Source organism: Leisingera sp. ABM4_103, from assembly GCF_056158685.1.
Genome location: NZ_JBSWTU010000005.1, coordinates 36,197 through 57,142 on the forward strand (window position 1 = coordinate 36,197; position 20,946 = coordinate 57,142).

Sequence of the window (20,946 nt, forward strand, 5' to 3'; positions counted from 1 at the left end):
ATCAGCAACAAAACAGCCCATCGGTGAAACCAAACGCAATTTCTTGTTTTTCAAGAAAGTGCCGAAAAGATTTCCGAATATGCTTCAGCTGCGGGCACCTGAAACGCATCAAGGGTGCACAGGCCGCCCTGCACACCCCGGAAAATCACACAGTCAGGCAGCCTGTCAGTCCGCAGTCCCGTCAATCACCGCCTGCACCTCGGCGGCGGTGGCAGGTGTTTCCACCTTGTCCTGTTCGCCGCCCCGGTCGAACACCATCAGCAGAAACAGCCCCAGCGCAATCACCGCAAAGACGACAACCGCGCCGATCCCCAGCAGCGAGGGTTTGTGCTTCTCCGTCTGACGGTCGACGTTGGTATCCGGCGCGGACATGGCTGAACTCCTTTTCCAAAACAAATTGAGGCGCAGGACGGCTTGCCGCTCCGCCCGGTGTTGCCTACGACTATGGTAACTACGTGCCGGACCCCGCTCCGGTTCCAAAAAAACGAGGTTCCGCCGTGAACGATGCAAGCCCCGCCACCGCCCCCAAGACCTTTTACCTGAAGGATTACACGCCCTTCGGATATGACGTCGAAAGCGTCCATCTGACGTTCCGCCTGGCACCGGAAACCACACGCGTTCTCAGCAAGATCCGCTTTGCGCCCAAGCCGGATGCAGCGGACAAGACCTTCTTTTTGCATGGCGAGGAGCTGCAGCTGATCTCTGCCAAGATCGACGGCCAAGAGGTGACACCGGAATTGGTGGAAGGCGGCCTCAAATGCGAGGTGCCCAGCGCCCCATTCACCTGGGAAGCCGAAGTGGAGATTAACCCGGCCGGCAATACCGCGCTGGAGGGGCTTTACATGTCCAACCGCATGTATTGCACCCAGTGCGAAGCCGAGGGCTTCCGCAAGATCACCTATTACCCCGACCGCCCTGACGTGATGTCCACCTTCACCGTGCGGATCGAAGGCGACGAGCCGGTGATGCTCTCCAATGGCAACCCGATCGGCCAGGGTGAGGGCTGGGCCGAGTGGCATGACCCTTGGCCGAAGCCGGCCTATCTGTTTGCGCTGGTGGCGGGCGATCTGGTGAACCATCCGGGCAGCTTCACCACCAAATCCGGCAAGGAGGTGGAACTGAACATCTGGGTCCGCCCCGGCGACGAGGGCAAATGCGCCTTTGGCATGGAGGCGCTGAAGAAGTCGATGAAGTGGGACGAGGACGTCTACGGGCTTGAGTACGACCTGGAGCTGTTCAACATCGTCGCCGTTGATGACTTCAACATGGGCGCGATGGAGAACAAGGGGTTGAACATTTTCAACTCTTCCTGCGTTCTGGCGTCGCCTGAGACATCCACAGATGCCAATTTCGAACGTATTGAGGCGATTATCGCCCATGAGTACTTTCACAACTGGACCGGCAACCGCATCACCTGCCGCGACTGGTTCCAGCTGTGTCTCAAGGAAGGGCTGACCGTTTTCCGCGACGCTCAGTTCACCGCCGACATGCGTTCTGAGCCGGTCAAGCGGATCGACGACGTGATCACCCTGCGCGCCCGTCAGTTCCCGGAGGACAACGGCCCCCTCGCCCATCCGCCGCGCCCCGAGCAGTTCCAGGAGATCAACAACTTTTACACCGCCACGGTCTATGAGAAAGGTGCCGAGGTGATCGGGATGCTGAAGCGCCTGGTCGGGGATAAGAACTACTACAAGGCGCTGAAGCTCTATTTCGAGCGCCACGACGGCCAGGCCTGCACCATCGAGGACTGGCTGAAAGTGTTCGAGGACGCGACCGGCCGCGACCTCAGCCAATTCAAGCTGTGGTACAGCCAGGCGGGCACCCCGCGGGTGAAGGTCTCCGAGGACTATGCAGACGGCTCCTATACCCTGACGTTCGAGCAATCGACGCCACCGACCCCCGGCCAGCCGGAGAAGGATCCGCGGGTGATCCCGGTGGCCGTGGGCCTGCTGTCGCCCAACGGCGACGAAGTAAGCGGCACGCAGGTGCTGGAGCTGACGGAAGCGAAGCAAAGCTTCACCTTCGAAGGCCTCGCCTCCAAACCGGTGCCCTCGATCCTGCGGGAGTTCTCTGCCCCGGTGATCCTGGAGCGCGAGACCACCAACGCCGAGCGGGCCTTTTTGCTGGCCCATGACACCGACCCGTTCAACCGCTGGGAGGCGGGCAACGCGCTGGCCAAGGAAAGCCGCGTGGCGATGGTGCTGGACGGGGCCGCACCCGATGCGGCCTATCTGGACGCGTTGGAGAAACTGGTGCGCGACGACGATCAGGACCCGGCCTTCCGCGCCCTGGTGCTGACGCCGCCCAGCCAGTCCGACATCGCCCAGACCCTGCATGAGCGCGGTTTCACCCCCGATCCGCAAAAGATCTATGATGCGGCAGAGACCTTTGCTCAGACCCTGGCGCAGCAGCTGGAAACCAGCCTGCCCCGGCTCTATGCCGCGACTACGGTTGATGGCCCCTATGTCCCGGACGCCGAGGGCGCCGGAAAACGTGCCCTCAACGGCCGCATCCTGTCGCTGCTGACCCGTCTCGACGGCGGCGAGCAGGCCGCGCGCCAGTATCAGGCAGCGGACAATATGACCCAGCAATACGCCGCACTTGGCGCGCTGATGAAGGCGGAAAAGGGCGAGTCGCAAAGCCAAGCGTTCTTTAATCAGTGGCAGGACGACCGGCTGGTGATGGACAAATGGTTTGCCCTGCAGATCGCCTGTGCCGCACCGGAGAAGACCGCCGCCACCGCCGCTGAGCTTACCCGCCATCCGCTGTTTGACATGAAGAACCCGAACCGCTTCCGCGCGGTAATGGGGGCGCTGGCGGGCAACCATGCGGGCTTCCACCATGCCAGTGGCGAAGGCTATCAGCTGCTCGCCGAAAACCTGATCGCGCTGGACAAGCTGAACCCGCAGACCACCGCCCGCATGTGCGCCGCCTTCCAGACCTGGAAGCGGTATAACGCCGGCCGCCAGTCGCTGATCCGCGCCCAGCTGACCCGCATTGCGCGTACAGAAGGCCTGAGCCGCGACACCACCGAAATGGTGACCCGGATCCTGGATGACTGACGCACCTGGAACACCTGCCCCGGCGGAGGACTACAGCTTCTCCCGCCGGGGCCGCTCCCCGGCTGCCATGCTGGCAGCGGGCGGCTGGCTGGCGGCGCTGCTGGTGCTGCGGCTGGTGCTGGATGCAGCCCTGTGGCTGGTGGTCCTGCTGGCCCTGCCGGTGCTGCCCGCCCTTTGGGACCTGATCCGCAACCCATTGGCAGGGCTTAAAATATCGCAAAGTCGGATCGAATGGTTCAGCGGCGGGCTGAGCGGTGAAGCCCATCTCAGCGAGATTGACCGGGTGCGCTTTGACACCCGCTGGGATTTCTCGGTGCGCGCCACGCTGATCCTGCGCAGCGGCAAGCGCATCCGCCTGCCGCAGGAGGCAACCCCGCCCCACGCCGAAGCGGACGCAGAATTCCAGAAGCGCGGGCTGCGCACGGAGCGGCACCATTTCACCGCGTTTTGAACGCCTTCCGTCAAAGCCCCGCCAAAACAACTTCGGATTGTTCAGATTGATGGGCATTTAACCGCCTGTGCGCGGGAACTTCCCTACTGCCGCCATCTTTGCGCCCCATTACCTGAGGAAACTGAGATCAACGATAAGCTGCCACTCTTCAGGAAGCAAAAATGCTCACACAGTCTCGACAGGCAAAAGAACTTCTTTCCCGGATTTCAGGTCTGGTGTCCCGCACCTCTTTGCCTGCCAGCCGCCCCGAACTAACGCCCTCTTCCGGCCCCGCCGGCACGCTTTTGAACCGGCCCCTTGAGGACAGCCTGTCGATCCCGGTCTGCAGCGCCCAAGGTGATCCCGATTGCCTGAAAGCCCAGGACCGCGGCCAGTTCCTGGCCCGCCAGGAACGCTGGGAAGACCTTTCCCGCGAGATCCGCGAGGCCGACCTGAGCCGCGCCACGGCCCGCTGCGGCCTGCCGCTGGCCGATCTCATCGCCTATGGCGCCCGCGCCGACGTGGTGAATGCCACCGAAAATGCTCTGGCCGAGCAGAAGGACGCGAGCAACCGCAGCCTGATCCGCGGCCTGATGGCGTTCGAGGCGCTGCGGGCAGAGCACCGCAACGACCCCTATCTGACCGCATTGGTGGCCTTGGCCCATATCGACATCGGCTGGGCCTGGCGCGGCCCCGGCAATGCGCCTGCGGCCCCAGCCTCCAGCCAGCGCCGCTGTGCCGCGCATTTCGACCGCGCCGCCGCCCTGCTGGAGCCGATCGCCCAGGACAGCGAGGACAGCCCCTTCCTCAAGGCGGCGCAATGCGCCCTCTTTGCCCGCAACAGCGGCGGCACCCTGCCGGTGGCGGATGCCTTTGCTGCCCTGATCGACCTGGCCCCCGCCAACCACCGCCACATGCGCACCCTTGGCACCCATATGCTGCCGCGCTGGTCCGGCTCCTATGCGGCGCTGGAGCTTGAGGCCCGCCGCACCGCCGCGCGCACCGCACAGACCTGGGGCGCTGGCGGCTACACCTGGGTCTATTTCGACGCCATCGCCATCGACGACCAGGCCTGCGCCCGGGTCGATACCCGGTTCTTCCTCGACGGCCTGAGGGACATCGTTCAGGCCAACCCGTCACAGGAGATGATCAACCTCTTGGCGGCCTATTGCAGCGTCGCCCTGCGCAGGGACCAGGGCCAGAACATTCAGGCCGACCTGCCGCGGCTCAAGATCGCCGCGGCCGCCGGCTGGCTGATCCGCGACCACCTGAAGGAGCTGCATCCGCTGGTCTGGGCCCATGCCGCTGAGGGGTTCGACAACAGCGCCCGCATCACTTCGCTCAGCCGGTTTGCCGCCCGCGGCCATGCCGGCGCGCTGCAGGCCATCGCCACACAGTTCCGCGAGGAGATCGAAGGCGGCCAGAAGGTTGCCTTTACTGAAGAAGGGCTGGAGTTCAGCCCCGCGTAACCGCCCTGCAAAAGACGGGGCCGAAGCCCCGTGTCGTCATTTCTTCTTGAAGGCGTCCATCAGCGCCGCGCCCAGCGCGCCTGTACTTTGGCTTGAGCCCTGATCCCTGCCCTGGCCGCCCTTGGGTCCAGCAGACATCCTGCCCTTACCGCCCTGAGGGCCGCCGGGCTTGCCGCCGCGGCGCGGGCCTGCTGCCTTGGCCGGGCCGCGCGCATTTCGCTCTTCCTTGGCGGACGCACCGCCGTCTTTCTTCATGGTCAGACCGATCCGCTTGCGCGGCACGTCCACCTCGGTGACGGTCACTTTCACCACCTGGCCGGTCTTCACCACCTCATGCGGGTCCTTCACGAAGCGGTCGGCCAGCTGGCTCACATGCACCAGCCCGTCCTGATGCACCCCGATGTCCACAAAAGCGCCAAAGGCCGCGACGTTGGTCACCGTGCCCTCCAGCACCATGCCGGGCTTCAGGTCGGTGATCTCCTCCACCCCGTCCTTGAAGGAGGCAGTCACAAAAGACGGGCGCGGGTCGCGGCCCGGCTTTTCCAGTTCCTGGAAAATGTCACGCACAGTCGGCAGGCCGACATCGCCGCCTACAAACTCCTCTGCCCGCAGGCCTTCCAGCGCCGCGGCGTCACCCATGATCTGGCGGATGTCGCGCCCGCAAGCGGCCACGATCTTGCGCGCCACATCATAGCTTTCGGGGTGCACCGAGGACGCATCCAGCGGCTCCTTCCCGTCGCGGATGCGCAGGAAGCCCGCGCATTGCTCAAACGCCTTGGGGCCAAGACGCGCGACCTTCAACAGCTCCTTGCGCGAGGCGAACGCGCCGTTCATGTCGCGGTGCGCCACAATCAACTCCGCCAGCCCGGGGCCAAGGCCGGAGACATGAGCAAGGAGCGGTGCTGAGGCCATGTTGAGGTCCACGCCCACCGCGTTCACCACATCCTCGATCACCGCCTCCAGCGATTTCGACAGTTTGTGCTGGTCTACGTCATGCTGGTACTGGCCGACACCGATGCTCTTGGGCTCGATCTTCACCAGCTCCGCCAGCGGGTCCTGCAGGCGGCGGGCAATCGACACTGCCCCGCGCAAGCTCACGTCCAGATCTGGAAACTCCCGCGCCGCCAGCTCGGAGGCGGAGTAGACCGAGGCGCCCGCCTCCGACACCACCACCTTGGTCGGCGCCTTGATCTTGGCAGGCAGGTGTTTCAGCACCTCCGTCACCATCCGCTCGGTCTCACGGCTGGCGGTGCCGTTGCCGATGGCAATCAGCTCGACGCCGTGTTCTGCGATCAGCTTGACGACAGAAACCTGCGCCCCGCGCAGATCGTTCTTCGGCTGGAACGGGTATAACGTTTCAGTCGCCACCAGTTTCCCGGTTGCATCCACCACTGCCGCCTTGACGCCGGTGCGAATGCCCGGGTCCAGCCCGAGGGTCGGCCGCGCACCGGCCGGAGCTGCGAACAGCAGGTCCTTGAGGTTGCGGGCAAAAACCTGAATGGCGTCTTCCTGTGCCCGCCCGCGCAGATCGCCCATCAGCTCCAGCATCATCGACAGGCTCAGCTTCACCCGCCAGGTCCAGCCCGCGACCTTGCGCAGCCATTTGTCGCCCGGGCCATTGCCGCCCGCGCCCAGTTCCGCCGCAACCATGGCCTCGGCCCGTGCCACGCCCTCTTCCGGCTCCGGCCCCACGTCCAGCGTCAGCACGCCCTCGTTGGAGCCGCGCAGCATCGCCAGCGCCCGGTGCGAGGGCACATCCGCCCAGCGCTCGGTGTGGGCGAAATAGTCGGAGAACTTGGCGCCCTCCTGCTCCTTGCCCTCGACCACCTTGGCAGTCAGCACAGCCTCCTTCTGCAGAAAGTCCCGCAGCCGGCCCAGCAGGGCGGCGTTTTCGGTCAGCCGCTCGGTCAGGATATCCCGCGCGCCATTCAAAGCGTCCTTCACCGTGGCCACCGCCTCGGTAATGTACCCTTCCGCCAGCTTCTCCGGGTCGGCGCTGCGGTCGGCCAGGATGGCATCGGCCAGCGGCTCCAGCCCGTTCTCCCGGGCGATCATCGCCTTGGTGCGCCGCTTGGGCTTGTAGGGCAGATAAATGTCCTCCAGCTGCGCCTTGGTCTCCGCCTTGGCGATGGAGGCGGCCAGATCGTCGGTCAGCTTGTCCTGCCCCTTGATCAACTCAAGGATTGCCGCCCGCCGCTTTTCCAGCTCGCGCAGATACTCCAGCCGCTCCGCCAGGGTGCGCAGCTGAGTGTCGTCCAACCCCCCGGTCGCCTCCTTGCGGTAGCGCGCGACAAACGGCACCGTGGCGCCTTCATCCAGCAGCGCGACGGCAGCGCTCACCTGCTTGGCGGCGGCGCCGATTTCCGTGGCAATGGTCTGGCTGATGCGGGCGGATGTGTCCAAGGCGGCCTCCTTAAATTCTGCTCGGGCTGCCAGTTCTAGCCCTCCTGATGCACCCCGCCAAGAGGCTGAATCGGGCTCAGGCGAACCATCGCGAAGGGCCGCGCCCGTCCGCGGGCGGAAGCGAAGCGCCCGCCCATGGGGGCGGACGGGCGCTGCCCGGGCTTACAGCCCGTGCAAATTAAGGAGGATCCGCACTGCGAAGAGTTTTCTCCGCCACCTGCCCCCTTGCCCCTGCCCGCCAGCGGGCCTAGAACGCTTGCCAACCAAGGACATTCGGATACGGCGGAAAACCATGCTCGACCTGACATATGAACTCCCCAAGCCCAAGGTGATCGCGGGCGCCAAGCATGACTGGGAACTGGTCATCGGCATGGAGGTGCATGCCCAGGTCAGCTCCAATGCCAAGCTGTTCTCCGGCGCCTCCACCAAGTTCGGCGCCGAGCCGAACTCCAACGTGGCCTTCGTGGACGCGGCGATGCCCGGCATGCTGCCGGTGATCAACGAATACTGCGTCGAACAGGCGGTGCGCACCGGCCTGGGCCTGAAGGCGGACATCAACCTGTGGTCGGCCTTTGACCGCAAGAACTATTTCTATCCTGACCTGCCGCAGGGCTACCAGATTTCCCAGCTTTATCATCCCATTGTGGGCGAAGGCGAAGTGCTGGTGGAGCTCGGCGACGGCACCGCGCGCACGGTGCGGATCGAGCGTATCCACATGGAGCAGGACGCGGGCAAGTCGATCCACGACATGGACCCGCATATGTCCTTTGTCGACCTCAACCGCACCGGCGTCTGCCTGATGGAAATTGTTTCCCGCCCCGACATCCGCGGGCCGGAGGAAGCCGCCGCTTATATCGCCAAGCTGCGCCAGATCATGCAGTATCTGGGCACCTGCGACGGCAACATGCAGAACGGCAACCTGCGCGCTGACGTCAACGTCTCTGTCTGCCTGCCGGGCGCCTATGAGAAGTACCAGGAGACCCAGGACTTCTCCCATCTCGGCACCCGCTGCGAGATCAAGAACATGAACTCGATGCGCTTCATCCAGCAGGCCATCGAGGTCGAGGCGCGCCGCCAGATCGCCATCCTCGAGAGCGGCGGCGAGATCGTGCAGGAAACCCGGCTCTATGACCCGGACAAGGGTGAAACCCGCTCCATGCGTTCCAAGGAAGAAGCGCATGACTACCGCTATTTCCCCGACCCCGACCTGCTGCCGCTGGAGATCGAACAGGAGTGGGTGGACGGGATCGCCGCCAATCTGCCGGAGCTGCCGGACGAAAAAAAGGCGCGTTTCATCAACGACTTCGGCCTCAGCGACTATGACGCCTCGGTGCTGACCGCAGATGTGGAATCGGCGGCCTTCTTTGAGGAAACCGCCAAGGGCCGCAGCGGCAAGCTGGCCGCAAACTGGGTGATCAACGAGCTGTTCGGCCGCCTCAAGAAAGAGGACCACGCGATCACCAAATCCCCGGTCTCCCCCGCGCAGCTGGGCGGGATCATCGACCTGATCTCCTCGGACGCGATTTCCGGCAAGATCGCCAAGGACCTGTTCGAGATCGTGTACACCGAAGGCGGCGACCCGGCGCAGATCGTCGAGGAGCGCGGCATGAAGCAGGTGACCGACACCGGCGCCATCGAGACCGCCCTGGACGAGATCATCGCCGCCAATCCGGCGCAGGTGGAGAAGGCCAAGGTGAACCCGAAGCTGGCGGGCTGGTTCGTCGGCCAGGTGATGAAAGCCACCGGCGGCAAGGCCAACCCCAAGGCGGTGAACGAGCTGGTTGCCAAGAAACTGGGCGGCTGATCCCAGCCGGAAAACGAAATTCAAAAGGGCGTCGTTCGCGGCGCCCTTTTTCGTGCCGGAACGGGGGTGACATGCGTGCACCCCCTGTACACCCCCTGTGCACCGGGTGGTGTCATTTCCAATCTTCCGTCCGGCGGCACGCCGGACAGCCCCCGACCGCCCCCATGGGCGGGGGCTTTGCCCCCACCCGCGGTCAGACGCTGCCCTTCGCGCTTACAAAAAACCCGCTCACTACCCCGTCATATTCGCCGCCGCTTGACCTTCCCCGCGCCAGCGGCTTTGCTCCGCCCAAAACCCCGGAGGCCTCATGACCCGCATTTTCGACCAGGAACTCGAGGACCGTCTGGTCCGCTACGCCGCCATCGACAGCCAGAGCGACGAGACCTCAGCGACGACACCCAGCACCGAAATCCAGTTCGATATGCTGAACCTGCTGGTGGCTGAGCTGAAGGAAATCGGCGCGCAGGATGTGGAACTGACGGATTATGGCGTGGTGCTGGCCACGGTTCCCGCCACCGCGCCGGGGCCGGCGATTGGCTTCCTCGCCCATGTCGACACTGCACCGCAGTTCAACGCAACCGGCGTCAAGCCGCGGGTGATCAAGGGATACGATGGCAGCGATATCCGCTTTCCCGACAACCCGGATCTGGTGCTGTCGCCGCAGAAATCCCCCTACCTCGCCTCCAAACAGGGCGATGACCTGATTACCGCCTCCGGCCTCACCCTATTGGGGGCTGACGACAAGGCGGGCGTTGCCATCGTGATGACCCTGGCGCGGCACTTGCTGGCAACCCCCGGGATCAAACACCCGAAGATCCGCCTCGCCTTCACCCCGGACGAGGAAATCGGCCGCGGCGTGGGCGCGCAGCTGCCCAAGGATCTGGGCGTGGACTTCGCCTATACGCTGGACGGCGGCGACGCGGGCGAGATCGTTTATGAGAGCTTCTCTGCCGACCGGGCGGTGGTGACCGTCAAGGGCGTGTCGATCCATCCCGGCTGGGCCAAGGAAAAGATGGTGAACGCCGCGCATCTGGCGGCCAAGATCGTGCAGACGCTGCCGCAGGCCACGATGACGCCGGAAACCACTGACGGCCGTGAGGGGTTCATTCATATCACCGATTTGAACGGAGGCTCGTCGGAGATGGAGATCAAGCTGATCCTACGCGACTTTGAACTGGACGGGCTGGCCGCCAAGGGCGACCTGCTGCGCAAGGTCTGCGGCGCGGTGCAGGCCTCGGAGCCGCGGGCGGAGATCACCTGCGAAATCTACCCGCAATACCGCAACATGCGCTACTGGCTGGAAAACGACATGACCCCGGTGGAGCTGGCGCTGGAAGCCTGCCGCGCGCATGGGATCGAGCCGGTATCGGCCCCGATCCGCGGCGGCACCGACGGCTCGCGGCTGACCGAGCTGGGGGTTCCTACGCCCAATATCTTCACCGGCATGCAGAATGTGCACGGGCCGCTGGAATGGATTTCGGTGCAGGACATGACCAAGGCCACGGAAGTCTGTCTGACGCTGGTGCAGATGGCCGCGGCGGAGGGCTGAACCGTTTGCGGGTCCCGGAATTTTGCGAAAATTCCGGCTCGTAAAGCACGTGTTTTCCGGGCCGTTTTCCGCGCCGGAAAACGGCGGGCCGCCGCACACCGGCTGCCCCTCCGGCCCCTTGACCGCTCCCCCCTTTCCGCTAAAGCTGCGGGCCGAAACAGGAGACGTTCATGCAAGCATTTGAGTACAAGGTTGTCCCCGCCCCCGCCAAGGGCACCAAGGCGAAGGGCGTGAAGACACCCGAGGCGCGCTTTGCCAATTCGATCGAAATCCTGCTGAACGAGATGGCCGCCGACGGCTGGGAGTTCCAGCGCGCGGAGCTGCTGCCGAGCGAGGAGCGCTCCGGGCTGACCGGCTCCAGCACGAACTGGCGCAACGTCATGGTGTTCCGCCGCGCCCTTGCCGCGGAAGCGGCGGACCGGGCGCCCGCTGCTGACGTGCTCTCCCGTCCCGGCGAGCCGCCGCTGACCGCCACTGCGGGCGATCCCGAGGCGCCTGCCGGCGCCACTCCTGTTCCCGGGCCCGGCGCCGCGAAGATGCAGGCGGACGACGGCGTGGAAGAACTCAGCCCAGTGTCCGGGATGACCGCCGCGCTGAAAAAGCGGGCCGGGCTGCAAGACGACGAGAAGTAGCGCGGGGAAACGGCGGGCGGATTGCCCGCCCTGCCGGTCCGCTGTTTGCTGGGCGGACGGTTCCGCCCGCCACCGCGCGGCCTTAGGCCCCGGTATCCAGCGCCAGCGCGTGGATCCGCGGCACGATATTCCCCAGCGCCTTGTGCACGGCGCGGTGCTGCGCCACCCGGCTCATGCCCTCGAAGGCCCCGGTGCGGATCCGTACCGCGAAATGGCTCTCGCCCGAGCCATCGTCGCCTGCGTGGCCCGCGTGTTTGTGGCTTTCGTTCACCACCTCCAGCGCGCTCGGCGCAAAGGCCGCCTGCAGCGCCGCTTCCATTTCCTGCTTCACGCTCATTTTCCGCTCATCCCCGTAAATTTTTCCGCGCGCCCCCTTCAATCTGGCGCCCCTTAGACTAAACTGCTGCCTCCGAGTCGAACAGATGCGTCTAGAAGGTGCGCCCATGACCAAATCCGATCCCTTTGGCTTCGATATGTCCGTCCGCTCCGCCAAGAAGAAGAACCCGCGCGGGCGGCGCGCAGCCACGGGTGCTTCCGAAACCTCTACCCGCGTCTGCGACAAGGAGGGCTGCGAGGAAGCAGGCAAGTTCCGCGCCCCCAAGGCGCCGGACGTGCTGGATGATTTTTACTGGTTCTGCCAGGAGCACGTGCGCGAGTACAACAACAAGTGGAACTTCTTCGAAGGCACCACCGAGGCGGAACTGAACGCACAGCGCTCCAAGGACAAGGTCTGGGAGCGCGAGACCAAGCCGATGGGCGACCCCGAGGCCCGTGCCTGGGCGCGGCTGGGCATCGAGGACCCGCATCAGGTGCTGGGCGCCAATGCCACCCAGAACCCGGGCCGCGCCGCCAAGACCGGCCGCCGCCTGCCCCCCACCGAGCGCCGGGCGATCGAGATCCTGGAAGCCAAGGACGACTGGTCCAAGGCCGACATCCGCAAGGCCTACAAGAAGCTGATCAAGGTGCTTCACCCCGACATGAACGGCGGCGACCGCAGCCAGGAAGAACAGCTGCAGGAGGTCATGTGGGCCTGGGATCAGATCAAGGACAGCCGCAGCTTCAAGTGAGCGCGGCAGATCACCGAATTGCGGAGGGCGGCCTGGGGCCGCTCTTTTTCTTTCCTGCGGGCCCGTGCCTGGAGCTGATTTCCCTGGCCTGGCTGCTGACCGGTTTGAACCGGCCTCATCAGCCGCTCACCGCCCGATCCCGTAATTATTGCTGCCGGCCGCGCTGTGCTGCGCTTTGAAGCTGGCGATGGGCGGTCTTTCGCCGAAAATTATAGATAGACTTTTTATTTCTTTGACCCGCCCTGCCGTGACCGGTTAGGCAAAGATGTGCCGGCCGCAGCCTACCCCCCCCAAAGCTTCGCGGGCGCCGGCAACAAAACGCGCCCCCTGCTGCCCGGCCGGGGGCGCAGTGCGTATCGCCTCCTCTGCCATCTGTCCGCAGTCCGCTCAGCGCCGTCTGTCCAGTTCCGGAACAATCGCGGCGTCAGCTGGTTTCCTGCCACACTTCCCCTTGCCCTCGCGCGCCAGATCGGGCACCAATCCCGCGGATTGGACCCTGATGGCAGGGAAGCGGTATAAGGATCGACTGGGATGACCGACGGCTTTGTGGATATGAATGCGAAACCGACCGAAGCAATTTCGGTGCGCGATGTGTTCGGGATCGACACGGATATGACGGTCAAGGGCTTTGCCGACGGCTCCGACCGGGTGCCGGCGCTGGACCCGACCTACAAGTTCGACCCGGAAACCACGCTGGCGATCCTGGCGGGCTTCAGCCACAACCGCCGTGTGATGATCCAGGGCTACCACGGTACCGGCAAGTCGACCCATATCGAACAGGTCGCCGCCCGCCTGAACTGGCCTTCCGTGCGTGTGAACCTTGACAGCCACATCTCCCGGATCGACCTGATCGGCAAGGACGCGATCAAGCTGCGCGACGGCAAGCAGGTGACTGAGTTCCACGAGGGCATCCTGCCCTGGGCGCTGCGCAACCCGGTTGCGATCGTGTTCGACGAATATGACGCGGGCCGCGCCGACGTGATGTTCGTGATCCAGCGGGTGCTGGAGCATGACGGCAAGCTGACGCTCTTGGACCAGAACGAGATCATCACCCCGAACCCGTTCTTCCGCCTGTTTGCCACCGCCAACACCGTTGGCCTCGGCGACACCACCGGTCTGTATCATGGCACCCAGCAGATCAACCAGGCGCAGATGGACCGCTGGTCGCTGGTCTCGACGCTCAACTACCTGAGCCACGACGCCGAAAGCGCCATCGTGCTGTCCAAGGCGCCGCATTACAACACCGAGAAGGGCCGCAAGACCATCAGCCAGATGGTGACCGTTGCCGACCTGACCCGGACCGCCTTTATGAACGGCGACCTGTCCACAGTGATGTCGCCGCGGACGGTGATCAACTGGGCCCAGAACGCCGAGATCTTCCGCGACGTGGGCTATGCCTTCCGCCTGTCGTTCCTGAACAAATGCGACGAGCTGGAGCGCCAGACCGTGGCCGAATTCTACCAGCGCTGCTTCGACGAAGAGCTGCCGGAAAGCGCCGCCAGCGTGAGCCTGGGCTAACAGCAAGGTGCCGCCCGGCGGCAACGCCGGGCAGTGCCCGACCGCCCCGTCGAACCCAAGGTTCGCCTTCGGCAAAACGGAGCGGGCACTTCGTTTCCTGCCCGCGGCCGGGCAATGCCCTTTGATACAATCAAAGAAGGCTGGACAACGGCTGCACTTGGCGGAATGCTTCGATCAAGGACACCTTGCGACCATGAAAAAGCCGAACGACAACCCCGCCGATCCGTTCAAGAAAGCCCTGGCCGAAGCCACAAAGGTGATGGCCGACGACCCGGAACTGTCGGTGAGCTATACCGTCGACCCCTCCGGGCTGTCGGGCGACTCGATGCGCCTGCCGCAGGTCTCCCGCCGGATGAGCCGCGAGGAGGTGCTGCTGGCCCGCGGCACCGCGGATGCGCTGGCGCTGCGCCACAAGTTCCACGACGACGCCACCCACGCGAAATACGTGCCGCAGGGCGAGATGGCCCGCGATCTTTATGAAGCGATGGAAACCGCCCGCTGCGAGGCGATGGGCGCGCGCCACATGCCCGGCACCGCGTCAAACATCGACGTGAAGATCCGCAACGAGTCGATCCGGCGCGGCTATGACCAGATGAAATCCTCCTCCGAGGCACCGCTGGCTGCCTCTGCGGGCTATCTGATCCGCCACCTCGCCACCGGCCGCGAGCTGCCGGAAGGCGCTGCCAACATCATGGAGCTGTGGCGCGGGTTCATCGAATCCCAGGCCGGCGGCACGCTGGAAAACCTGGACGAAACCATTGCCGACCAGGCCGCCTTCGCCAAACTGGCGCGGCAGGTGATCTCGGACCTCGGCTATGGCGACCAGCTGGGCGATGACCCGGATGATCTGGACGACGAGGCCAATGACGAGGCCGAGGACAACGCCGAGGAGCAGCAGGATCCGGACAGCACCGGCCAGGACGATTCCGACGAGGAACAGGCCGATGCGTCTCCCGAGCAGAGCCAGGAGCAGCAGCAGGACGAAAGCCAGGCCCAGGTCTCGATGGACGAGATGGCCGACGACGAGCTGGCCGAGGACACCGAGATGCCCGACGGCGAGGCGCCGCTGGAGCCGCCTGCCCCGCCGCCGGTCTCTGATGCGGACCCGGACTACAAGGTGTTCCTGGACAGCCATGACGAGGAAATCAACGCAGAAGAGCTGGCCGAGCCTGCCGAGCTGGAGCGTCTGCGCGCCTATCTCGACCAGCAGCTGGAGCCGCTGAAAGGCGCGGTGAGCCGCTTGGCGAACAAGCTGCAGCGCCGCCTGCAGGCGCAGCAGAACCGCAGCTGGGAGTTCGACCGCGAGGAAGGCATTCTGGATGCCGGCCGCCTGGCGCGGGTGGTTGCCAACCCGACCACGCCGCTCAGCTTCAAGGTCGAAAAGGACACTGAGTTCCGCGACACCGTGGTGACTCTCCTGCTGGACAACTCCGGCTCCATGCGCGGCCGCCCGATCTCCATCGCGGCGATATGCGCTGACGTGCTTGCCCGCACCCTGGAGCGCTGCAACGTGAAGGTCGAGATCCTCGGCTTCACCACCCGCGCCTGGAAGGGCGGCCTGGCGCGCGAGGCCTGGCTGAACGACGGCCGCCCGCAGCAGCCGGGGCGTCTGAACGACTTGCGCCACATCATCTACAAGGGCGCCGACGCCCCAATGCGCCGCACCCGCGCCAACCTGGGCCTGATGATGAAAGAGGGCCTCTTGAAGGAAAACATCGACGGCGAGGCGCTGGAATGGGCGCACCGCCGCATGGTGGCGCGGCGTGAGGCCCGCAAAATCCTGATGGTGATCTCCGACGGCGCGCCGGTGGATGACTCGACGCTGTCGGTGAACCCGGCGAACTACCTGGAGAAACACCTGCGCGACGTGATCGCCATGGTCGAAAAGCGCAAGCAGGTGGAACTGCTGGCAATCGGCATCGGCCACGACGTGACCCGCTATTACGAACGCGCGGTGACGATCACCGACGTGGAGCAGCTGGCCGGCGCAATGACCGAGCAGCTGGCCGCCCTGTTCGACAGCGACCCGCGCGCCCGCGCACGGGTGATGGGCATCAAACGCGCCAGCTGACGCCAGCTACCTCAGACGGCCAAGGGAGCCCTCCCGCGCCTTTGGCCTGCATCAAAGATGCCGCCCTCAGCCTTGGGCATGGCCGCGCGCTGACGCGCGCGGCGGCGCCGGGTGCCGAAGGCACCCGGCGCTTGGCCCAACGGGCCGGAGGGCATCTGTGATGCTCTCGCGGCCGGGCGGGAGCACTCCCGTTTGATTACCCCTTGCGTTGTGCCGTCAGGTCCCGGGAAATCTCTCTGCCGCCGCCCTTGCCAGCAGCAGGGCGATTTGGGACAAGAAGGGGCGCGCGCCCCGGCCCGCGCGTTTTCTTTACCGCGGCCCCGGAGTGCGCAAGCTTCCTGCCGCCCCGCCCCTTCAGCAGGAGACATGCCGATGTATCAGTCTTTCGACGTGACCGCCCGCCCGGAACAGGGCCCGCCCCGGCTGGCCGCTCTGCGCAAGGAGCTGGCGGCGGAAGGCCTGGACGGTTTCCTGGTGCCCCGCGCCGACGCGCATCAGGGCGAATATGTGGCCCCTCATGACGAGCGTCTCAGCTGGCTCACCGGTTTCACCGGCTCGGCGGGCTTCTGCGCGGTACTGCAGGGCATCGCCGGTGTGTTCATCGATGGCCGCTACCGCACCCAGGTGAAACGCCAGGTTGCCGAGGAGTTCACGCCCGTGCCCTGGCCCGAGGTACAGCTGGCGGACTGGCTGAAGGAGCAGCTGCCGCATGGGGGCAAGGTGGGGTTTGATCCCTGGCTGCACCCCGCAGGACAGATCACGTCGCTCACCAAGGAGCTGGCGGGCAGCGGCATCACCCTGGCGCAATCCGAGAACCTGGTGGACCGGATCTGGCAGGACCAGCCCGCACCGCCAATGAACCCCGTGGCCGCCCATCCGCTGGACTATGCGGGCGAAAGCGCCGCGGACAAATGCACGCGGCTGGCCAAGGGCCTCCAGGACGCAGGCCAGACGGCAGCCGTCATCACCCTGCCCGACAGCATCATGTGGCTGCTCAATATCCGCGGCAGCGACGTGGCGCGCAACCCGGTGGCGCATGGCTTTGCCATCCTGCACAGCGACGCGCGGGTGGACCTGTTCATGGCGGCAGAGAAACTCACGGGCCTGGAGGCGCATTTCGGCAGCACCGTCACCGTGCATCCGCCCCAAGACTTCCTCAAGGCCGCGGCAGCTCTCAACGGCTCTGTCGCAGCGGACTCCGGCACGGTCCCGCAGATCGTCGCTGACAAGCTGGGCGAGCGGCTGGTGCCCGCAAGCGACCCCTGCGCCCTGCCCAAGGCCCGCAAGAACGCCGCCGAGATCGCAGGCAGCGCAGCGGCCCACCTGCGCGACGCGGCGGCGATTGCGGAGATGCTGGCCTGGCTTGACGCGCAGGCGCCCGGCACCATCACCGAGATTGATGCGGTCAAAAAGCTGGAAAGCCTGCGCAGCGAAGACCCCAGCTTGCGCGACATCAGCTTTGAAACCATCGCAGGCACCGGCGAGAACGGTGCTGTCATGCATTACCGCGTGACCGAGGAAACCGACACGCGGCTGGAGGACGGCCACCTGCTGGTGCTGGACAGCGGCGGCCAGTATCTGGACGGCACCACCGACATCACCCGCACTATCGCCATCGGCACCCCCGGAGACGAGGAGCGCGCCGCCTATACCCGCGTGCTGCAGGGCATGATCGCCATGTCCCGTCTGCGCTGGCCCAAGGGGCTGGCGGGCCGCGATATCGAGGCCATCGGCAGGATGCCGCTGTGGCTGGCAGGGCAGGATTTCAATCACGGCCTTGGCCACGGCGTCGGCGCCTATCTCAGCGTGCACGAGGGCCCGCAGCGGCTGGCACGCACCAGCCATGTGCCGCTGGAGCCCGGCATGATCCTGTCGAATGAACCCGGATACTACCGCGAAGGCGCCTTTGGCATCCGGATCGAGAACCTTCTGGTTGTTGAAGAGGCCCCGGCCCTTGACACCAGCGACCCGGAGCGCGAAATGCTGTGCTGGCGCACGCTCACCTTTGCCCCGGCAGACCGGCGGCTGGTGGATGCCTCCATGCTGACAGCAGACGAGAAAGACTGGCTCGACAGCTACCACCGGGAGGTTGCAGCAAAGATCGGACCGCAGCTCAGCCCCGCCGCGCAGGCGTGGCTTGATGCCGCAACCGCGCCGTTGTGACCCGGGTCTGACACCCGGCTGTTACATGGACTGAACAAAAGATGACACGAACGAAGAAAATGGGAAATCACGCATGACAAATATCCGTATCCGCAAGGCCGAAGGCACCTGGGTCGTCCGTTCCGGCGGCGCCGTATTGGGCGAAACTTCCAATGCGCTGGAGCTGACGGAGGGCGATATGGATCCGGTCATCTATTTCCCGCGCGAAGACATTGCCATGGCGTTCCTGGACCGCACCAGCAAGACCACCCAGTGCGAGCACAAGGGCGAGGCCAGCTATTTCTCGATCGCCAACAAATCCTCGGTCACCGAAAACGCGGCCTGGAGCTATGAGGATCCGAAAGAGGCGGCGGCAGAGATCAAGGGCTGCCTGGCATTTGTGCTGAGCAACTCTGTCAAGGTTGAGCAGGTCTGAGCCCCACCTGTCTGCGGCGGCACCCCGCCGCCGCCCCGCGCGGGGGCAGCTATGAATTTCCGGAAGCCTAATCCGGACCGCACCGGTGCCAAGGCGCCGGTGTTTTTTTGGGGGTGCGCGGCAACAGGTACCGCACATCCGGCCTTGCGGGCCGGAAGCTGCAATTCCTTGTTCCGGAAGAAGGGGGCTAGGTCAGAATGGCCCGGCTGAGGTTCAGCCTGGCTTCCTCCAGCGCGTCGCCTGCGCCAAGGATATCCGTTTCCCGGGCGCATTGGATCGCGTAGTTGATCACTGCCTCCAGTGCCGCCCGTTCATTTTCCCGCTCGTCCGCCGTATTTTTCGCACCAGCCTCTTGCGGGCCGATTTCGAGGTTACGCATGAGTTTCCTACCGAAGTGAGTAAGTCTTGCTATGTCCTGGTTGTAGTGTTGTCGGAGGCTCAGCCGCAGGGCAACGCAAATCTTAACTTTCCATTTACCTGTAGCGGATTTCTCACAGATGCGGGGAAGATCCGGCCCGGTTTCCCCCTTGCGAAGCGCCTAAAGCCGGGCGGCAGCCGCAGAACCCGCACCTGTCCTGCCCGGGCAGCTGGTTTCTGGGGCTATCTGTGCTCCTCGGCGGCGGTGGCGGCCAGGGCGCGGTTATAGGCCTTCAGCGCATCCACATGGTAGAGGGCGCCGATGATCTCCTCCGTGCCGGCCTCCTCCATCATCACCGGGAGAAAGGCCGCGTCGGCGCGGTCGAACACCGGCATCGCCGCCTCCAGCGAGGCGGAGGCGCGGATGCAGAGCCCCTCCTCCACCAGCGCCTGGCATTCTTCCAGCGTGGCGCAGCGGCTGTCACCCATCGGCCGCATCACGGCGCCCGCGCGGATCAGCGCCAGCAAATAGGCCTGCGGCCCGGCTGCGCAGTGAATGTCGCGCTTTTCCAGCTGGGTGAGGAAGAAGGAGCGGTCCACCAGCCGTGACGCCAGCGCAGTGGACATGGAGACCGAAACCATCACCGCCAGGCCGATCTGCCAGTCGCCGGTCAGCTCGAACACGATGAGCGTGGTGGAGATCGGCGCCCCCAGCACGGCGGCAGCAACAGCTCCCATGCCGGCAAAGGCATAAAGCGTGTGGGTGCCCGACACGTCCGGCAGCACCGAGGTCGCGATCAGGCCAAAGGCCAGCCCGGTGAGCGCGCCGATCATCAGCGAGGGGGAGAACACCCCGCCGCCCATGCGCCCGCCCATGGTAATGGCAACGGCGGCGGTCTTGACCACGGTGAAAATCACCGCCTCCGCCAGCAGCAGCCCGCCGGTCAGCGCCAGCACGGTGGTTTCATAGCCGACGCCGATTATGTGCGGGTACCAGACCGCGATCACCCCCAGCATGGCGCCGGATACCGCCGGGCGCAGCCAGCGCGGCAGGCACAGCCGTTCCTGGACCTTGTTTCCGACCTTGTCGGCAAAAAAGATCGCCCGCATTTGGACCACCGCCACCAGGCCGCAGATCAGCCCCAGGATCAGGAACGCGGGCAGCTCCACATAGAATTGCAGCGCACCGGGCGTGACCAGGGTGAATTCGGTGACATCGCCGTATTCCAGCCGGTTGATGACGGTGCCCGCGACCGAGGCAATCACGATAGGCGCAAAGGCATTGACCGCGAAGTGGCGCAGCACCACCTCCAGCGCGAACAGGGCGCCGGCAATCGGCGCGTTGAAGCTGGCAGACACCGCCGCCGCCACCGCGCAGCCCAACAGGTCGCGCCCAGTGATGCCGTCGGCATTGATCCGGTTGCTGACCCAGGTGGAGATCACCCCGGCCATATGCACCACCGGCCCTTCACGCCCGGTTGAGCCGCCGGTGGACAGCGTGATGAAGGACGCCAGCGCCGAGGCAAGCCCCTCCCGCTGCTCGACGCGGCCGTCGTGCAGCGCCGCGCCCTCGATCACGTCGGCAACCGAGCGCACCCGCCCGTCCGGGGTGAACCGGTCGAGGATCAGGCCGACCACCAGACCGCCGCCCGCAGCAATGGAAACCAGAACGTACCACGGCAGCCCCTGCGCAAAGCTGTGCAGGTAATCCACATCCGGCGCACCATAGACCCAGGCCTGCAACGCCGCGATCCCCTTGCGGAAAAACAGCGCCGCAAAGCCCGCGGCGATGCCGATCAGCAGCGCGATCAGCCAGAACTGGAACTGGCTGGGGCCGCGGTGGCGCAGCACCCGCCAGATATCCTTAAGGCCGGCCAGCCATTGCAGGGAAATTGCGGAAAGGGACGAACGGATTTCTTGCACCATAACCTGTCAGCGGGTCTTTTTTGTTTTCAATGGCCTACAACTGCCATGAAGCCGGTTAAAGAACCCTCACCCCGCCAGGT

General features: G+C 65.1%; 16 protein-coding genes. 11 read left to right on the forward strand and 5 right to left on the reverse strand.

Translation table 11 applies throughout. The annotated features are described in order from the left end of the window. Positions 1-165: 165 nt before the first annotated feature. Positions 166-372 (reverse strand): hypothetical protein, encoded by a 207-nt coding sequence (locus ACXAED_RS01835; protein WP_475046453.1) that lies wholly within the window; start codon positions 370-372, stop codon positions 166-168. A gap of 125 nt (positions 373-497) precedes the next feature. On the opposite strand from ACXAED_RS01835, the gene pepN reads away from it, so the two are divergent. The 3 genes from pepN (at position 498) to ACXAED_RS01850 (ending at position 4,961) form a co-directional block, all read left to right on the forward strand. Then, entirely contained in the window at positions 498-3,062 is a 2,565-nt protein-coding gene (pepN, locus tag ACXAED_RS01840; protein ID WP_475046454.1) for an aminopeptidase N, read from the forward strand. Further along, positions 3,055-3,513, forward strand: coding sequence for a hypothetical protein (locus ACXAED_RS01845; protein WP_475046456.1), 459 nt, complete (start codon positions 3,055-3,057; stop codon positions 3,511-3,513). The genes pepN and ACXAED_RS01845 overlap by 8 nt, the downstream gene beginning before the upstream one ends. A gap of 161 nt (positions 3,514-3,674) precedes the next feature. Beyond that, a complete protein-coding gene (locus ACXAED_RS01850) occupies positions 3,675-4,961 on the forward strand; it encodes a hypothetical protein (protein ID WP_475046458.1) in 1,287 nt (428 codons plus the stop codon). A 36-nt stretch (positions 4,962-4,997) separates the two neighbouring features. Here ACXAED_RS01850 and ACXAED_RS01855 read toward each other — a convergent pair whose 3' ends face one another. Further along, positions 4,998-7,364: a Tex family protein gene (locus ACXAED_RS01855; protein WP_475046460.1), complete on the reverse strand. Its 2,367-nt coding sequence runs from the start codon at positions 7,362-7,364 to the stop codon at positions 4,998-5,000. Between the two features lie 292 nt (positions 7,365-7,656). On the opposite strand from ACXAED_RS01855, the gene gatB reads away from it, so the two are divergent. The 3 genes from gatB to ACXAED_RS01870 all read left to right on the forward strand — a co-directional run bounded on the left by gatB (position 7,657) and on the right by ACXAED_RS01870 (position 11,349). Continuing rightward, a complete protein-coding gene (gene gatB / locus ACXAED_RS01860) occupies positions 7,657-9,168 on the forward strand; it encodes an Asp-tRNA(Asn)/Glu-tRNA(Gln) amidotransferase subunit GatB (protein WP_475046462.1) in 1,512 nt (503 codons plus the stop codon). 307 nt (positions 9,169-9,475) lie between these two features. Then, positions 9,476-10,717 carry a peptidase T gene (pepT, locus tag ACXAED_RS01865; protein WP_475046463.1) on the forward strand — a complete coding sequence of 414 codons (1,242 nt, stop codon included), beginning with the start codon at positions 9,476-9,478 and terminating at the stop codon, positions 10,715-10,717. Positions 10,718-10,887: 170 nt separating this feature from the next. Beyond that, positions 10,888-11,349, forward strand: a complete 462-nt coding sequence (locus ACXAED_RS01870) for a DUF4177 domain-containing protein (RefSeq protein ID WP_475046464.1) — start codon at positions 10,888-10,890, stop codon at positions 11,347-11,349. An 82-nt stretch (positions 11,350-11,431) separates the two neighbouring features. Here ACXAED_RS01870 and ACXAED_RS01875 read toward each other — a convergent pair whose 3' ends face one another. Next, positions 11,432-11,686 (reverse strand): BolA family protein, encoded by a 255-nt coding sequence (locus ACXAED_RS01875; protein WP_475046465.1) that lies wholly within the window; start codon positions 11,684-11,686, stop codon positions 11,432-11,434. A 106-nt stretch (positions 11,687-11,792) separates the two neighbouring features. Between ACXAED_RS01875 and ACXAED_RS01880 the strand changes: the two genes are divergently transcribed. From ACXAED_RS01880 to ACXAED_RS01900, 5 genes are all read left to right on the forward strand, one after another. Beyond that, entirely contained in the window at positions 11,793-12,416 is a 624-nt protein-coding gene (locus ACXAED_RS01880) for a DnaJ domain-containing protein (protein ID WP_421054641.1), read from the forward strand. A gap of 531 nt (positions 12,417-12,947) precedes the next feature. Further along, entirely contained in the window at positions 12,948-13,934 is a 987-nt protein-coding gene (gene cobS / locus ACXAED_RS01885; protein WP_058284445.1) for a cobaltochelatase subunit CobS, read from the forward strand. A 193-nt stretch (positions 13,935-14,127) separates the two neighbouring features. Further along, a complete protein-coding gene (gene cobT, locus ACXAED_RS01890) occupies positions 14,128-16,005 on the forward strand; it encodes a cobaltochelatase subunit CobT (protein WP_475046468.1) in 1,878 nt (625 codons plus the stop codon). Positions 16,006-16,377: 372 nt separating this feature from the next. Next, a complete protein-coding gene (locus tag ACXAED_RS01895) occupies positions 16,378-18,168 on the forward strand; it encodes an aminopeptidase P family protein (RefSeq protein WP_475046470.1) in 1,791 nt (596 codons plus the stop codon). Positions 18,169-18,241: 73 nt separating this feature from the next. After that, entirely contained in the window at positions 18,242-18,583 is a 342-nt protein-coding gene (locus tag ACXAED_RS01900; protein WP_475046471.1) for a DUF427 domain-containing protein, read from the forward strand. A 187-nt stretch (positions 18,584-18,770) separates the two neighbouring features. On the opposite strand, the gene ACXAED_RS01905 is transcribed toward ACXAED_RS01900, so the two are convergent. Together ACXAED_RS01905 and ACXAED_RS01910 are read right to left on the reverse strand one after the other, a co-directional pair. Then, positions 18,771-18,962 carry a hypothetical protein gene (locus ACXAED_RS01905; RefSeq protein ID WP_475046473.1) on the reverse strand — a complete coding sequence of 64 codons (192 nt, stop codon included), beginning with the start codon at positions 18,960-18,962 and terminating at the stop codon, positions 18,771-18,773. A 221-nt stretch (positions 18,963-19,183) separates the two neighbouring features. Next, positions 19,184-20,866: a chloride channel protein gene (locus tag ACXAED_RS01910; RefSeq protein WP_475046474.1), complete on the reverse strand. Its 1,683-nt coding sequence runs from the start codon at positions 20,864-20,866 to the stop codon at positions 19,184-19,186. Positions 20,867-20,946 lie beyond the last annotated feature (80 nt).

Coding starts and splice junctions, on each gene's coding strand:
- ACXAED_RS01835 (WP_475046453.1), bottom strand. CDS start 372: ATGTCCGCGCCGGATACCAACGTCGACCGTCAGACGGAGAAGCACAAA.
- ACXAED_RS01845 (WP_475046456.1), top strand. CDS start 3,055: ATGACTGACGCACCTGGAACACCTGCCCCGGCGGAGGACTACAGCTTC.
- ACXAED_RS01850 (WP_475046458.1), top strand. CDS start 3,675: ATGCTCACACAGTCTCGACAGGCAAAAGAACTTCTTTCCCGGATTTCA.
- gatB (WP_475046462.1), top strand. CDS start 7,657: ATGCTCGACCTGACATATGAACTCCCCAAGCCCAAGGTGATCGCGGGC.
- pepT (WP_475046463.1), top strand. CDS start 9,476: ATGACCCGCATTTTCGACCAGGAACTCGAGGACCGTCTGGTCCGCTAC.
- ACXAED_RS01870 (WP_475046464.1), top strand. CDS start 10,888: ATGCAAGCATTTGAGTACAAGGTTGTCCCCGCCCCCGCCAAGGGCACC.
- ACXAED_RS01875 (WP_475046465.1), bottom strand. CDS start 11,686: ATGAGCGTGAAGCAGGAAATGGAAGCGGCGCTGCAGGCGGCCTTTGCG.
- ACXAED_RS01880 (WP_421054641.1), top strand. CDS start 11,793: ATGACCAAATCCGATCCCTTTGGCTTCGATATGTCCGTCCGCTCCGCC.
- cobS (WP_058284445.1), top strand. CDS start 12,948: ATGACCGACGGCTTTGTGGATATGAATGCGAAACCGACCGAAGCAATT.
- cobT (WP_475046468.1), top strand. CDS start 14,128: ATGAAAAAGCCGAACGACAACCCCGCCGATCCGTTCAAGAAAGCCCTG.
- ACXAED_RS01895 (WP_475046470.1), top strand. CDS start 16,378: ATGTATCAGTCTTTCGACGTGACCGCCCGCCCGGAACAGGGCCCGCCC.
- ACXAED_RS01900 (WP_475046471.1), top strand. CDS start 18,242: ATGACAAATATCCGTATCCGCAAGGCCGAAGGCACCTGGGTCGTCCGT.
- ACXAED_RS01905 (WP_475046473.1), bottom strand. CDS start 18,962: ATGCGTAACCTCGAAATCGGCCCGCAAGAGGCTGGTGCGAAAAATACG.
- ACXAED_RS01910 (WP_475046474.1), bottom strand. CDS start 20,866: ATGGTGCAAGAAATCCGTTCGTCCCTTTCCGCAATTTCCCTGCAATGG.